The organism is Ferrovum myxofaciens, from assembly GCF_013181415.1.
In the GTDB taxonomy this organism is placed as follows: Bacteria; Pseudomonadota; Gammaproteobacteria; order Burkholderiales; family Ferrovaceae; genus Ferrovum; species Ferrovum myxofaciens.
Map to the genome: position 1 here is coordinate 1,136,691 of NZ_CP053676.1, position 15,820 is coordinate 1,152,510.

General features: G+C 56.2%; 10 protein-coding genes. All 10 read right to left on the reverse strand.

Going from position 1 to position 15,820, the window contains the following annotated elements; genetic code table 11:
- Positions 1-6: 6 nt before the first annotated feature.
- Entirely contained in the window at positions 7-1,563 is a 1,557-nt protein-coding gene (gene pelF, locus HO274_RS05555) for a GT4 family glycosyltransferase PelF (RefSeq protein WP_273122012.1), read from the reverse strand.
- Positions 1,560-2,558, reverse strand: coding sequence for a hypothetical protein (locus HO274_RS05560; protein WP_273122014.1), 999 nt, complete (start codon positions 2,556-2,558; stop codon positions 1,560-1,562). Before HO274_RS05560 ends, pelF begins: the two co-directional genes overlap by 4 nt.
- Positions 2,555-3,949 carry a PelD GGDEF domain-containing protein gene (locus HO274_RS05565; RefSeq protein ID WP_273122016.1) on the reverse strand — a complete coding sequence of 465 codons (1,395 nt, stop codon included), beginning with the start codon at positions 3,947-3,949 and terminating at the stop codon, positions 2,555-2,557. The genes HO274_RS05560 and HO274_RS05565 overlap by 4 nt, the downstream gene beginning before the upstream one ends.
- A 12-nt stretch (positions 3,950-3,961) precedes the next feature.
- On the reverse strand, positions 3,962-4,495 hold the full coding sequence (locus tag HO274_RS05570; protein ID WP_273122018.1) for a hypothetical protein: 534 nt from the start codon (positions 4,493-4,495) through the stop codon (positions 3,962-3,964).
- 63 nt (positions 4,496-4,558) lie between these two features.
- Entirely contained in the window at positions 4,559-8,776 is a 4,218-nt protein-coding gene (locus HO274_RS05575) for a tetratricopeptide repeat protein (RefSeq protein ID WP_273122020.1), read from the reverse strand.
- Positions 8,748-11,522: a bifunctional glycoside hydrolase/polysaccharide deacetylase family protein gene (locus HO274_RS05580; protein ID WP_273122022.1), complete on the reverse strand. Its 2,775-nt coding sequence runs from the start codon at positions 11,520-11,522 to the stop codon at positions 8,748-8,750. Before HO274_RS05580 ends, HO274_RS05575 begins: the two co-directional genes overlap by 29 nt.
- Entirely contained in the window at positions 11,474-12,493 is a 1,020-nt protein-coding gene (gene galE / locus HO274_RS05585) for a UDP-glucose 4-epimerase GalE (protein WP_273122024.1), read from the reverse strand. Before galE ends, HO274_RS05580 begins: the two co-directional genes overlap by 49 nt.
- 196 nt (positions 12,494-12,689) lie before the next feature.
- On the reverse strand, positions 12,690-13,634 hold the full coding sequence (locus HO274_RS05590; RefSeq protein WP_273122026.1) for an LOG family protein: 945 nt from the start codon (positions 13,632-13,634) through the stop codon (positions 12,690-12,692).
- A gap of 24 nt (positions 13,635-13,658) precedes the next feature.
- Complete coding sequence (trpE, locus tag HO274_RS05595; RefSeq protein WP_273122028.1) at positions 13,659-15,134, reverse strand: anthranilate synthase component I; 1,476 nt, start codon at positions 15,132-15,134, stop codon at positions 13,659-13,661.
- On the reverse strand, positions 15,131-15,790 hold the full coding sequence (rpe, locus tag HO274_RS05600; protein WP_273122031.1) for a ribulose-phosphate 3-epimerase: 660 nt from the start codon (positions 15,788-15,790) through the stop codon (positions 15,131-15,133). The genes trpE and rpe overlap by 4 nt, the downstream gene beginning before the upstream one ends.
- Positions 15,791-15,820: the final 30 nt, after the last annotated feature.

Here is a 15,820-nt window from a genome sequence, read left to right on the forward strand (position 1 = left end):
CGTCGATCATCCTTCTGAAAATACTTCGGTGGGCTTCTGCCACAGGGTCGTATAGAGTTGACGGTAGTGGTCCTCCATGATTCGCGCATCATAGTAGCGAGATACCCGTGCCACTGCAGCGGCCTGCGCATTCTGCCAACATCCCGGAAGGGTCAGCAAGTCGATCATGGCCTGAGCCATAGCCTCGGGGTCGGCAATGGGAACCACGGCTCCCGCCTTCCCCAACCCGCGATCCTCCCCCGCCGCCCCCTCCACCAGTTCGCGACAGGCCCCCACATCCGTGACCACGACAGGCACTCCCGCCGCATAGGCTTCCAGAACCACCAAGGGCTGACCTTCGCTGATGGAACTCAAGGCCATCAAACCAATCTTGGGGTAATAGCGATCCACCTGCTGATGCCCCAGGAAGTGGCACTGAATGTCCAAAATTCCCAAACTGGACGCAAAACTGCGACATTCCTGAGCGTATTCCGGGTCTTCCCCCTCGCCCCCAATGATCCAGCCCTGTAACTCGGGTACTCGGCGCGTCGCAATAAAAATGGCCCGAATGAACGTCCGAATATCCTTGATGGGCACCACCCGTCCGATCAGGGCAACCACCAGCGGGACAGATTCCGGACGTTGCCCCCGCAAAGCCGAGAAACGTTGTAAATCTATGCCATTGGGGATGACCTGTGTACGTTCCGCCGGAGCCCCGTCATCGATCTGACGCTGCCGATTCTGCTCAAAAAGAGAGATGATGGACGTCGATGCGGAATAACACATCTGACCGATGGACTCAAAGAAACGTACCCACAGGTCCTGAAGATATCCGACCTGCGTGGAATCTTCCTCGAGAAAGCGCCGGTTATCCCGCAACCAGGTACTTTGCAGCAAATCGATCTTGCGTTCCTTCGTGTAGATTCCATGCTCGGAGAGCAACAAGGGACGTCCCGTCCGGTAATGAAGCAAAGCACCCAGAAATCCCGCATAGCCCGTGGAAACCGTGTGATAAACCTGAGCGGGAATGATCTGGTGACTGACATTGACGATCTCCCAGATCGGTTTATGCATCATGCGCACCGTCCAGAAATAATCGGTAAAGGAGGGATCCGTGGAATATCGTTCATAGTACTCGGTGATCATGTCCCAGGACATCTTGCCATACAGGAACTGTGCATCATCCAGAGTTTTTCCATTTTCCATCTGAGGAATGATCTGACGCAGGAGATGCCCGCTCAGGTCCGGGTGCAGGGGATCCCGCAGGGCCTGATGGAAGTGTTCCATTTTTTCAAAAGCCTGGGGATCCCCCTTGCGTACTTCCCTTACCGCTTTCTTGGGTACGACATCATGAATGAAAAACTCTTCGTAATAGACCACATGGTCCGGCAAGGTATAAACGGGATCTCCATAATCCTGGGGACTGCTTCCCATAAATACCAGCGCAAAAGACACATCGGGAAACTCGGTCAGAAGATGACTGACCCAGGCTGAAACACCGCCCGATACATAGGGGTAGGTTCCTTCCAGCAAGAGACAAACGTCCGCTTTTTCTGCTCTTTTAAAACTCCTTTTGTTCTTCATGGCAACCAATACCTCAACAAGGGCTGGAGTTGGGGCATGCGCGCACTATTACGCAACCCCTTGAGCAACAAGGGAACCCGATGCAGTTCCCCCTTTAGAAAAGCCACTTCGGCGAGCCAGGGCAAAAGACGATCCTGCGGATAGTTCAATTGCTGCGCGCGCAGAAAATGGTTTTCCGCCAACCCATAGTCCTGATGCAACAGCGCACACCGTCCCAGCAGAAACCACATTTCCGCCTCTTCGGGGGACAGATCCAGGACTTGATGCGCAAAATGTGCAATCTGGGTCAGCGTATGTTGGCGCACCTCCCCCGTCACCAGATTCTGATAGATCAATTCCCAATACAACTGAGCCATGCGCATCCACAGTTGAAGGGGATGTTGTCCCGCCGGCAAAGCCGCCAGTTGATGATGAATCTCATAGACCTGTTTCATCACCTCCTTTTCAGCCTTATCCATGGTTCCATAAGCCAACAGGCGTACCTCGTCGCTGGAGTCTGCCAGGAGATCGGAGAGCATCTGGCCGGAATAGCGCAAGGGCATGGAACGCAACGTCACCACCGCAGACAGTTTGCTGGCCAAGGGTGCCTCGGTGGTGGTGAGTTTGGCCAGCAGGCGAGAACCCACGCCATGGGTAATGCGGTTCAACAGGTGATGATTGAATTCAGGGGTGTCGGCGGCCCCCAGGTAACCGTGATCCGGGAGTGGTTTCAAAAACCGGTGAACGGCCATTTCAGTCAGAAAAAGCAGGGCACCGGCCACCGGCAAAAACTGGCAGGTCAAAAAGACATGCAACAGGGAAGCGCGACTGGGGAGGGCAAAAAATGCAGGCCAGAGCACTGCATAAAATAATGTCGTCAGCAGGGATGCACAGGCTTGCCAGAAGAAAAAACCCAGCAACATCTCCACTCCGGCCTGGGGACCCATCAGAGCATGGAGGGCCATGCCCTGAAAAAGGAAAGCCAGGAACCCCAGAATGATCGTCACAGGAATCATGGGGCACGCACCTGATCGTAAATCGTTTTCAAATCCATTTCGGCATCCCGTGCTTTGACGGAAATCGAATAAAAACGGATTTCCGCCTCAGCCAGGGTCGTCTGGAAGGTCTGTTTCAAACCCGCCTCGACCCGGTTCATATACCCCAGGACCCCGTCTCCTTCGGTCAACGGCATCAGGAACAGGGCAAATTGCCGTTCATCGTTCTGATCTGTCCAGAGCATGTCCAGCGAACGCAACTGGCGAATCACTTGCTGAAACTGCAAATCCCCTGGACCCGAGCGGGGAAAACTCAGCGCCACCAAAGAAGATTCGATGTCATAAAGTTTCTTGAGATGAGAGATCCGCTCCACCTCCGCAGCAAATCCATAGGGGCACTGGGGCATGAGACGATGGACCTGCCCCACCAACTGGTATTCGGCCAGGCCGTCGCCGTAGTAATCCAGCAATACCCGCATCAATTGCATATTGTCGTGGTTGAGCGCCATGAAATGAATCTGATGGACCAACAGGACCCCAATCAATTCGCCCGTGACCTGGACGATGGGAGCCGCCACATAGTAGGAGCCCAATTTCTCCGCATCCACCGCCTTGAGGTGGGACAGGGACTGACGCGCCAAACAGTCCTTCAGAACCGGATCCTCTTGATTCAGGGGAATCGGCGTGCCCACCCCGGCGTAGGATACGTCCACGACCTGACCATTGGAAGCCACTGAATAGAGGGTTGCGGATCCCAGTTGGCAAATCATCGAGATGAGGTCCAGTGCCGCCTGCGCCCCTTTGAAGGGAGAATGAGGTTCTTCGGAAGCGGTGGACAGGGCGGTGATTTCGCGCATATGTTCCAGAGCGCTGCGCAAGGTTGCCGGTCTCGTAAACAAATCCCGTTCCAGTCGATCGTGTGAAACCCGCAGGAGATAGTGAGCCGTGGTCAGGGAGGCCAGGTGATCGTTGAGGTAACCGTTGATCCCGTTGGCCCGAACCGACAGATTCGACCAGACATCGCGGACATGGCCTGCCAGAATCACCTGAACCAACCCTCCGGACATGAACATCACCGGGAAACCCAACGCCCCATTGCCCTGATAACCCCGATACAGGATCTCCCAGGCCAGAACGATCATCAACCCGGCCAGGACGCCCATCAGGGCACCATAACGCAACGCCAGGGCCGTGGCCACCAACCAGATCCAGGGGAAGGTCAGCATGAGCAACAGCGGGTCCTGCGGGTTGATCCAATAAAACACCCCGATGGTCGCGCCCATGTACCCCACGACCTCGAGCACTGCCACCGGACGAATGACTGTTTTCACAAAGAAACGACTGTACAGCGTCACCCCGTCCAGGGCATCGCTGAAACGGGCTTTTTTGGCTGTCTGGATAGCGTTTTCCACGGTCGTCCAAACTCAACGAGTGTGTTCGATGGGGATCAGTAACTGATCGATCAAGGTCTGCCCCACGGATCCCACGCTTGAACGGCTCCAACCCGTCCGGCTACCCGTCGCGCTCCAGACCGTCTTTCCGGTGGTCATGTCCACCAGATTGAAGGTCACGCTGACGGCAGGCTCACCATCCACCCCGGTCTTGTAACGCCATTCCTGGACAGATCCGGTCAGGGCGTATTGAATCCTGTTTTGACTGGCCCAGTCCATGGCGGCCTGTTGCAACTTGGCATTGTTCCCCAGAATGAATGTATCCTTTTCATCCTTGATGGGGTAACGCTTGAGGTCCATTCCCCCCTTCTGATGCAGGATACTTTCCGTGATGCTGGCCACTCGGTCCCCGGCATCGGGGGTTTCCGTATAATTGGCCATGGGCAGAAGTGCCCAGGAGGCGTTCTTGTCCAGGGCGGGCGGTTGCCCCACATCGAGCGTTGAACAAGCCGCCAACCCAACGGTTGCTGCGGTCAGCACCCAAGCAATGGTTCTATTCGGTTTCATGATGTCCTGTCTCCTGACGTATCTTTAAAATTAAAAAATTCTGCCGCAGACTTCTCTACCCACTCAATAAAAGTACCGATAACTGACCCCTGTCTGGGTCATGGATTCCGTACTGCCGGGTGCCGTTTCATGAAAATAATAGATCCGGGCATAATCCCCGCCAAAGATCGGTCCTGCCAGTCCCGCGCTGATCTGGGGCAGCAATCCCAGAACCGTATCATTCACGACCCCTGCGTCCACATAGGGTTGCCAACCGGGACGCAGATAATTATTCTCATAGTCGGTTCCATACCCCGTCATCAGCCCATACTGGGAAATATTGCCGGGCATGAAAAAGGCCGTATTGACTGCCTGTCCCCTGGGTACCAGCGTGGCCAGTTGGGGGAGTACCACGTTCCCTGCCGAATTGAATCGGCCTTCATAGGTCACGAAGCGCAGGTTCCAGTTGGGCATGCTGCTCATCAACTGATAGCCCATTTCCATGGAATACAGTAGCCCGTTGCCGAGATATTCTCCATTCTGCGCATTGAACCGGTCCCCTTCCATGGAGGTTTTAAGAAACCACCGAGGGGCAAACAGCCATTCCAGGGACATGTCCACCATGTTCTTCATTCCCATTACCTGAATGACCGGAGAAAGATCCGTAAACTGGTTCCAGCCCGCCATCACCCGCGCCTTGAGCGTGGGCGACCAATTGTATTGGGCACTGCCACTGTAGGTGTCGAAGGCATACCAAGCCGAACGATGGCCCACCGTCACGGCATAATCCCGGGCATCGGTATGATCGCCGAGAGTAACGGCCATGCTGTTGTCCTGAGCCGGAACATAAGCAACCTGACGGGTATTCAGATCGGTTTGGGTGCGCTGAATGGCTTCCGCATCCAACGTATACTCATTGTTCAGCGCAAACCCCACTCCCGCAGATTTTTCCACATAGGACAGGGGACTCCAGGTGCTGACGTTCATGCCCGCCACCACGGAGGGGGTGATATAGCCTTGGGGGCTCCAATAGGGCCCGGGAGAGGGATCCTGGTTCTGGCTGATATTGTCGCTGGGTGTCAGCAGCACCTCCCGTTCGATTTCATGACGGGTGGTATTGTCAGGGGCATTTTCGCCCCCTTCAAAGGCGGTGGTTTGGGCATCTGCTCTCCGACCCAGGCGTTCAAGACTTTCAACCCTTTGATCCACCTGGATCTTGCTCTCCTGATCATCCACCAGGCGGGCCAGAGTTTCCTGATCATTCTCTGCCAGGGCCAGCGTGATCCGGGCATCGGTGGAATGCAGCAAACGATTGCCATACTCCTGTGCCAGCCAGGCCCGCGCCAGATCGTTATGTTCCCCGCCCAGGGCCCAGGAAGTCGCCACATCCTTGGCCGCGTTGGAAACCCGGCAACGCTCGCTCAGAACCACTTTTTTCTTGGCTTCGGGGGATAGACCTTCCGCATCCAGTTCCTCCAGGCAATCATCCCCGGTTGTCAAGGGAACATCCTGAAAAGCCCGGAGGTTTCCCAGCAGCGATTCCGCTGCCTCAGGAGAATCTCCCGACCGCTTCCGCCAACGCCGTCGTTGCAGAAGTTGGGTGAGGTAATCCAGGGAAGCATCCCCGTTCACGAAAAGTTGACTCAAGGACACCCTGAGCGCCAGGGGCGATTCCACACCCCCCATGTCCAGCACCGGCGTTACGGGTTGCAGTGCATTGCCTCTGGATACCAGATTCCGGATCGAGGAGGAAGGCTGAAGTGGCGCGGAAATCAAGGCATTGAGACGACTCCATGCGGCCCGGCGCGAACGCCATGCCGACGCCTCATCCCCGGAATCCTCCTGGGCATAGGAAAGAATCAGCAACCACTGGGGATCGTCTTTCATCTCCTTGGCCTCTCGGGACAGGTATCCCAAGGCTCTTTCAGGCTGGTTCAAGCGGACGTAAGCCGCTCCTGCGCCCCCCCAGTAAATCGAGTCGGCTTCGATCCGATGACGCCAACCGTAGAGCACGGTTTTCAATTCGTCATCCGCACCAAAGTCCACCAATGCCCATAGATAAGCCACGCGCTGGGTATCACCGACCTGAGGCAACATCATTGCCTGGTGCATATCGGCCAAGGCCAGTTTCCAATGCCCACTGCGCAAAAAATAATCTCCCCGTGCCATCAAAAAATCGGCATTGGTTTCAAACTCGGCGCGCTGTTTGGCAGTAAGTCCTTGCAACAAGGCATACACTCGACCCCAGGCCCTGGCGGTGGAATAACTGCCCATGGCATTCAACAAGGATTGCAGTTTGCCCGTCAAACGGAATTGCAATTCAAAAAGCCTGCCGGCATCCAGGGGATACCCCGCGTAGTAGTTCTCCATGTCCAGGAGGTCATCATCATCGTACCCCCCGGTCTCCAGCAATTTCTTGTGTCCTTCACTGGCAGCCTGATCATGGTGGGACAAATCCGCGACTTCGGCGTAGGCTCGCCAGAAGGGGGCATTCACCTTGTCCACACCCACTCTGGATTTAACCTGGGTCAACTCGTCAAAAGCCGCCTGGGGGTTCTTTTTTTGCAGATCGATATCCGCAATGTCGATGGCATAGCGGGGCGAAGGTCCATAGTCTGCCTGCAAGCGATGAAGCGCCCACAGCGCCTTGTCTTCATCCCCCAGATCTTCGGCCAGTTGAGCATACCGTTCCAGCATGGGAACTCGCATTGACCCTACCGCACGGGCCTTCAGAAAATCCAGACTGGCCTCCGGTTCAGCCAGCCGCTCATGGGCGGCGATGATCTTTCCGATCAATTCGAGATCCTCGGGATTGCGCTCGGATTCATGCAGCAAGGCCGTCAGATAACTTCGATCATCATTGGTTTGGCGGGCAATCCTCAGAACATTTTGCCAGGCCTCCTCATTGTGGGTAGCCTGGGCATAAATCATCCAGTTTTCCAGAGCTACCTTGGGCTGCCCATTCCACAGTGCCACCTGGGCCAGGCGTTTGGTCCAGACCGCAGGGTCAAGATGGCGCTCCAGCGCCTTGAGACAAACTGCTTCCGCTTCCTTCAACTGACCATTCCCCACAAAGGCACTGTACATCAACTCGAAATCTTCGAGGTTTTTTGAGGGAACCCCCGCCGGTGCTGCCCATCCACCACTTTTCGGCGCGCGCGCGCCCTGCGTGGAAGATTGCTCGATTTCCGGCGTGACATCTCTGGCAAAGGTGGCATCCTCATCATTGGTTCCGGATTCGGCACCCACCCCCAACCCATTGATGGCCGGTTCCTGATCCGCGCTACGATGAAAACGGGCAGGCGACTTCGCCCAGAGTACAGCACCGGGAACCCCATCGGAAAACCTGGACCCATGCCTGTGAAAATATCGCCGGACCGAACCTGACGTTGGCCCATCCCAATGAACCCAGCGCACCGCGGGGCCGATACTTTCTTCGCGCCGGCTGAGTTGCAGCAAGAGTTTTGCGTATTTCACTTCAAGATCATGCCGTTGTGCGCTTCTTGCCAACTTGAGCATGGTCGCCACGGCTTCCGGATCCATTTCCATCCCCGCCATATGCGCATCGGCCGCAACACAGGCTGCGGTCACCTGGTTTCCTGCCTCCAGAGCGCCGATCCCGGCAGCCCAGGCACGCCTTTTGTCCGAAACACTCCGGGATAACCCCTCGACCTGGAAAAAAGCTTCTGCGGCAAGGGTGTAATGCTGACTGTCCAGCGCAGCTTTGCCATAACGTGCGTACCACAGGCGTGCGCGTTCGGGATCCTGAACGGCGAGGGCCTGATAGTCATGGGACATCACGTCGAAGTTGGAGGAATCTCGAGCCATCCTGACCAGATATTCCAGGGTCGGCACATCCCAGTGATAGTCGAGCGTACGATTCAACAACTGGCGCGTCTCCCCCAGATAATGCGCCCGTTGAATACTCTGCAGAGGATATTCAAAAGCCTGCTGTTCCGCGACCCGGACACGAATAAACAGGGCCCGCGCCCGATCCTGTTTCCCCCCCAGATCCTCCAGGCGTTGTGCCGTCTTGAGCGCCGCATCCCAGTGTCCGAGGGTCATGTATTGCCAGGCTAGGGTTTCCAGCATGGCGGGTTGATCCGGATGCCCGGCCAACCGGCTTTCGAGATAGGCGATGGAAATGCCGGTGGGCTTGAAGGGATCCACGGTTTTCAGAAAAGCTTCATTGCCTTGATAGGCGGCAGCCATGGACAACAGAATCCCGGCCCCGAGAATCAACGTCAACCAGGGACGAATGATTTGTTCCCGTTCAATCATGACAATGAACCTCAATGTCATGCACGGGACCTTGCTCTCCCACGGAAGGCGGGAAGGAGACCTTCAACCGTCCCTTCCCATCCTCCGTGGACTGAACCTCCCGACCATCTACCTTGAACCCGCAGGCATGATCCGCATGGCTCAACAGCACATAGGGTTGGTAATAGCCCCGGGCATCGAAACGAATCCCTCGACCTTGCCGCTTGAAATGGGTGATATACGCCGTAGCGGCCGACACATAGGGCAGCGGATCCGCCGGATGATTCACCGGCAGCAACGATACGCTGGCCTGGTCATCCCCCAGATGCACATAGGTTCCACCGGGAACGGACAAGTACCCAACGACTCCGGAGGAATGGGTCAAATCAGGAATTTCTCCCACCGGCAAGCGAAATTCCCGGAGACTCCTGCCCGTTCGAATCTGCCACTGCCCCTCCTGCAAGGCCACCGACGCATGCCGCGCATCCAGAACTTTTTGAATGAAATCCGAGGTATACACCGGGAACACCGGTTGTTTCAACGTCACATCGTACACATTCTGAAGTGCTTTCAAGGAAGCCAACTTGGTGCCGGAATAAAAGTGGAAATAGATATCCACCGGTTTGATTCTCAGCGGAAACTCGGTGATTTCGTAGGTTTCCAGAACCCGCACCATGCCATAGAAGGGTCGCGTCCAATCGTTCGTGTAGATGTTCTCGTTCATTTCCGCCGCATAGATCTGGTAATTCTGATCGCCCTTCCCCTTCGCGATTCCGGCCCCACTGATGTCTGTCCAGGAACCATCGGGCTTGACAGGCAGGGTGTCCCCCCCGTTGATGTTATACACGCCCGCCTTCCATGCCTCTTCCAAAGCGGCCGCTGTGGGGTTTGCCGCCCCCGACCATTGTAGAACCCGGACTTTTTTCCCCGGTGGAGCCAACCGGCCATTGATATACTCGATGGAACCCTCGATCTCTCGTTTGAGATCGAAGGTATAGCCCGGAATCTGCATGGATAACTGTTCCTTCTGCTGCCCATACTTGGGATCGGCCAAAATCCAGTCGAGAGGATGGCTATAGGTGTGAGAACCGATTTCAATATTGGGCAGGGCAAAAATCTTGCGCGCAATGGATTCCAGTCTGGGGGACAGGGCAGGATATTTCCCCGTGGGACCAATTTCCCCCTCCACAACGGAAACCGTCATGGGAATGGGATATTTTTTGAAAATCTGGTCATACAGGGCATCCGCCCCATAATCATAACCAGGAAATTCTGCCCGGGAAGGAAATCCATCCCCGTCCACCTGGACGAAAAACAGGCGTCGCCCATTCTCCGAAGTGGTATCGGGTACCGGCATCGCCGGCAACGACAAGGATTGGCGCAGGAATTTAAGGGGATCAATGACCCAATAGTTCCGATTCAACTCTCCCACATACTCCAGGGAAAACGGAGCCAGGGCATAGCCTCCCCAGGGCAGGGTGGCCGCCATATCCATGATCGTGTCGCCCACCTGGATCTGTGCCAGGGATTGCCCTGTGGGGCCGATGGCCAGCCCCACGGCATCCTGTATCTCGACCTGCGGCGCGTGTTCGAAACCGATCATGGGAGCAGTATGAAGAATCCTGGCGGTGGCCCCGGGCAGATACCCGCTGGGCAGTACCTTGAGATCCAGAACCTGTGCGGTCTCAATATCGATGTCGAAACCGAAGCGATCAAATACCGCCACCGGAACGTGACGGTGTACCTCCTTCAGAAACCATAGGCGCCATTTGTCCTGATCCGCCACATCCTTATCCAGAAAAACTGCGATGCCGGCGTAACGATCGGGCGTAATGTCTTCCGGCAGCCCCTCGTTGACGTTTACATACCGAACGTCATAGCCCAGATAGTCCAGGGGCAGAGACAGGATCTTGGACCCCGTTCCTTCCTCGATGGCCGTCCCCGGATCCAGCGATTGAACCACCAGAATCTTTCTGGGCATCACCCTCAGTTTCCCGATGCCCACGATGTTTTCGTCCGGGCTGGTCACATAAGGAATCAAACCGGCCTGGGCAGACTTCCGGGCCAGGGCCTGCTGACTTTCCCTGTCATACGTCTGAGCCAGTTCAAGGTCGATCAACGGGACCCCAGGGTATTTTTCCTGCCAATGATGCAACTGGCTCAACTGCTCATCCAGACGGTGGGGATCCACGGTTAGAAACCAACCCTGCAGGGCATCATAGGGCTGAAAGATCGATTCCACCACCCATCCGGCCAAAAGATCCCCATGGGCGTCGGCTACCGGTGGATGATTCCGCAAGAATATCCGCGCATCCTTGAATTCGCCATGAACTTCGGTCAGGGCCAGGGAAAGCCAGCGGTCTTCGGTACTGGGCGGAGCAGAAAAAACCGAGTCTCCGCCCCTTTCCTTATCGGTCAGATAGAAGTCACGAAACCCTTTCCCCCATAACGGCGCAAGCGTTTTTTCCAACCAGGCGGCAGGGGTGCCCTGATAGTCTTTCTGCGTGATTTCCACACGGGCCGCCCAGCGGGTATGAGGATACCGTTCTGACGAGGGCAAGGCAAATACCGCCGGATCGACGATTACCTCATCGAAGGCCTGGAGCAGATCCAGAGGCGCATCGGTCCCCAGATAAAACGCCACATTGGGCGATGCCTCCCCCTCGGCGGCGAGAACCCCCCCCCCAAGCATCGAGCCTGCCCACAGGCAGGCCCATAGTCCCCAAACCCTTACCAAAGTCACACCCCGACTTCCCGATATCGTTGCCAGGCCCAGGTACTGGTGCACATGTCCTCCAGACTCCGCGTCGTCTTCCAGTGCAATACGCGCAGGGCCCGTGCGGGATCAGCGATGCAGGAGGCAATATCCCCAGGGCGACGGTCCACGATCTGGTAGGGTATCGACCGGCCACTGGCCTTTTCAAAGGCGGCGACCATTTCCAGCACGCTATGTCCCCGTCCGCTTCCCAGATTGATGGCCTGCCAACCGGGCTGGGTCGCCACGAAATCCAGTGCAGACCGATGCCCCTCCGCCAGATCCATGACATGGATATAGTCCCTCACCCCCGTACCGTCCGGCGTTGGATAGTCATTGCCAAAGATTCTCAGAAGAGGACGTTTGCCGGAGGCCACCTGCGCCACAAAAGGCATCAGGTTATTGGGAATTCCCGCCGGGTCTTCTCCGATCAATGCCGAGGGATGAGCTCCCACCGGATTGAAATAGCGCAAACAGACGATTTTCCATTTCTCTGACGCCCGGGCCACATCGTGCAACATTTCCTCGATGTGTAATTTGCTGCGTCCATAGGGGTTGGTGGCGCTCGTTGGATGAGTTTCATCGAGGGGCAGAGTTTGAGGATCCCCATAAACAGTGGCACTGGAACTAAAAACCAACTCATGCACCCCGCAGGTCTGCATCGCCTCCAGTAAACTGAGGGTACCTTGAATGTTGCAACCATAGTACTCGATGGGTTTGGCCACCGATTCGCCCACGGCCTTGAGCCCCGCCAGATGAATCACCGAGTTGATGCGGTAGTTGCGCAACGTGGAGACCACCGTATCGCAGGTACGCAGATCCGCATGAACGAAGGGAACGGTCTGACCAGTGATTTTTTCCAGGCGTTGCAATACCGAAGGATCGCTGTTTGAAAAGTTATCCAGCACCACCACGGAAAAACCCGCCTTAAGGAGCACCGTCACTACATGACTGCCGATATAACCCGCACCACCTGCTACAAGCACATTTTTTTTGTTATTCAACCCTACTCCCCCTACTTCTCCCCCATCATGAATTGCTCATGATATTTTTCTAAGAAACAGCCGTCCGTTCCGAAATACCAAGACGCATGGTAATCAATAACTGCTGTTTCATATTGTCATAAAGCAAAAAAAATTTGTAAAACTCCCATCTCTAATTCCTTATCGGCAAAGTTCTTTTTAAATTTAGCATATTTTTTCAAATCAATGCACTGCCATTTTCCCGATGCCAAAGTTGAATGCCTTCCCAGGCCTCAGCAGCGGTCTCCGCGTACCAATACAGGTCCAGATCTTCCGCATCGATATGCCCCTGATCCAGCATGTATTCTGCGTCGAACACTCGACGCCAGTAGGCTTCGCCCACGAGGACGACCGGAATCGGCGCCACCTTGCGGGTCTGAATCAGGGTCAGAGCGCCAAACAACTCGTCCAGCGTCCCATAACCGCCGGGCAGCGCCACAATAGCCACCGCACGTTTCATGAAATGAAGTTTCCGCATGGAAAAATAATGGAACTGAAAACACAATCCCGGCGTGATATACGGATTGGGAAATTGTTCACGCGGCAGCGTTATGTTCAACCCGATGGAAGGCGCCCCCTCCTCAAAGGCACCGCGATTGGCCGCTTCCATGGCGCCGGGCCCCCCCCCGGTCATCACCACCAGACGGCCCCCCCCCGCATCGTTTCCGACCTTCCCCACCAGTCGCCCCAATTCCCGCCCCACCTCATAATAGCGCGCAAGGGACAGACGATTTTCGGCCAAACGTCGTTCCCGTTCCAATTGGGGATCGTCCGGCGCCTGCAAGCATTGCGCCATGATCCGTTTCAACTCGTCTCCCGCCACGGCGGGTTCACGCAGACGGGTGCTGCCAAACACCACGATACACCGCTCGATGCCTTGGCCGCGCATGCCCTGTTCTGCCTTGGCGTAATCCAGTTGAAGCCGTACGCCGCGCGCAGATTCGGACTGGATGAAGTCCGTATCCTCGTCCGGTTCCCGATAGGAAGAATGTTCGAGGATCGCTTTCAGGCGTTGTTCCAGTTGAAGATCCCCAGGATCTCTTTTGGGGTGGGACCAGGGCAGGGCTTGCTTACGGCGCAGAGGATCGGGAGGGGAGGGAATATGCGGATAAGGGCGTTTCATCCAGGGTCTCCTGAGGGTTATGGATCAACGGTGAGAATCAAATTCTCCCGACTGTACCAGTTCAGCCGCCCGCACCACGGCACGGGCCTTGTTGACCGTTTCCTGCCACTCCGCAGCGGGGTCCGAATCCGCCACGATGCCGCCGCCGGATTGAACCCAGAGTTGTCCCCGGGCAATGACTGCCGTACGAATGGCAATGGCCATGTCCATGTTGCCATCAAACCCCAGATATCCCACTGCACCGCCATAAATCCCCCGGCGCGTGGATTCCAGTTCGTCGATGATTTCCATGGCCCGAACCTTGGGGGCACCGGACAAGGTGCCCGCCGGGAAGGTGGCGCGCAACACATCCAGCGCCCGCATTCCCGGACGCAGACGTCCCACCACATTGGAAACGATGTGCATGACATGGGAATAACGTTCAATGGTCATGTGTTCGGTCACCTTCACCGAACCCGTCTGGGCAATCCGACCCACATCGTTGCGCCCCAGATCCATGAGCATGAGATGTTCAGCAATTTCCTTGGGGTCCTGCAGGAGTTCCCGGGCCAGAACTTCATCTTCCACGGAATCCTTGCCGCGCGGACGCGTCCCTGCAATGGGACGAACCGTCACCTCGCCGGCACACAGACGGACCAGAATTTCAGGCGAGGCACCCACCACCTGAAACTCTCCAAAATCGTAGTAGAACAGGTAAGGCGAGGGATTCAATCGACGCAATGAGCGATACAGGGACAGCGCCGAAGTCTCGAAGGATTGGCACATCCGCCGGCTGAGTACCACCTGCATGACATCCCCCGCCTCGATATAAGCCTTGGCCCGCTCCACCATGTGCCGATGCTGGTCCGGAGACATATCCGACAAGGGAGTCATCAGGTTATCCGGCGCAGGTTCCGGCAAACGGACCCCCGCCCGCAAGGCTTCCTGCAATTCCGCCAAACGTGCTTCTCCCCGCACCCGTGCCTCCGGGAGACCGGGATCCACATACACGATGAGATGCAGGAGTCCGGACAGGTTATCGATGACTGCCAGTTCCGTGGTCAATAACAGCAGAATGTCGGGCACGCCAACGTCATCGGGTTTCCAGCCGCCGGACAGGCGAGGTTCGATATAACGTACGATATCGTAACCAAAATATCCGGCCACGCCCCCGTGGAAGCGGGGCAGATCCGGCGCAGGTGCGGCCTTGTACCGATCGATGAAGTCCTGAATGAAAACCAGCGGATCCGGACATTCCACGGTTTCCACCACGACCCCCTCCGTGATTACTTCCACCCGGTAACCGGTTACCTGCAAACGGGTTCGGGCGGGCAATCCCACGAAGGAGAAACGACCGAAACGTTCCCCCCCCTGTACCGACTCCAGCAGGAACGAGAAAGGACGGTTCGCCAATTTGGCGTAAACCGCCAGCGGGGTTTCGAGATCGGCAGGAACCGTCCGTACCAGGGGAATCAGGTTAAATCCGGCTTCCCCTCCTTCCGCAAATGCCGTTTCAGTCATCGGGCCAGTTCGGCACGCATCGCATCGATGGTGGCCTTGTAATCTTTGGTGTTGAAAATGGCCGAACCCGCCACAAAGGTGTCCGCGCCTGCCTCGGCCACGGCGCGAATGTTGTCCACCTTGACCCCACCGTCGACTTCGAGCCAGATATCCCGTCCGCTGACGGTAATGCGCTGACGCGCTTCGCGCAATTTATCGAGCGCCGAAGGAATGAAGGATTGCCCGCCAAAACCTGGGTTGACTGACATGATCAGAATCAGATCCACCTTGTCCATGACATGATCCAGATAATTGAGCGGAGTCGCCGGATTGAACACCAGACCCGCCTTGCACCCCTGATCACGAATCAATTGCAGGGTGCGGTCCACATGCTCCGAAGCCTCCGGATGAAAACTGATGATATTGGCCCCCGCTTTGGCAAAGTCCGGAATGATGCGGTCCACCGGCTTGACCATCAGATGGACATCGATGGGCGCCTGGGTATAGGGTCGGATGGCCGAACACACCAGGGGGCCGATGGTCAGGTTGGGTACATAGTGGTTATCCATGACATCAAAATGAACGATGTCTGCACCGGCGGCCATCACCTGGGATATCTCCTCCCCCAAACGGGCAAAGTCGGCGGAGAGAATACTGGGGGCAATGCGAAAGGTCATGACGGAACTCCTTGGAATTTGATTCACGGA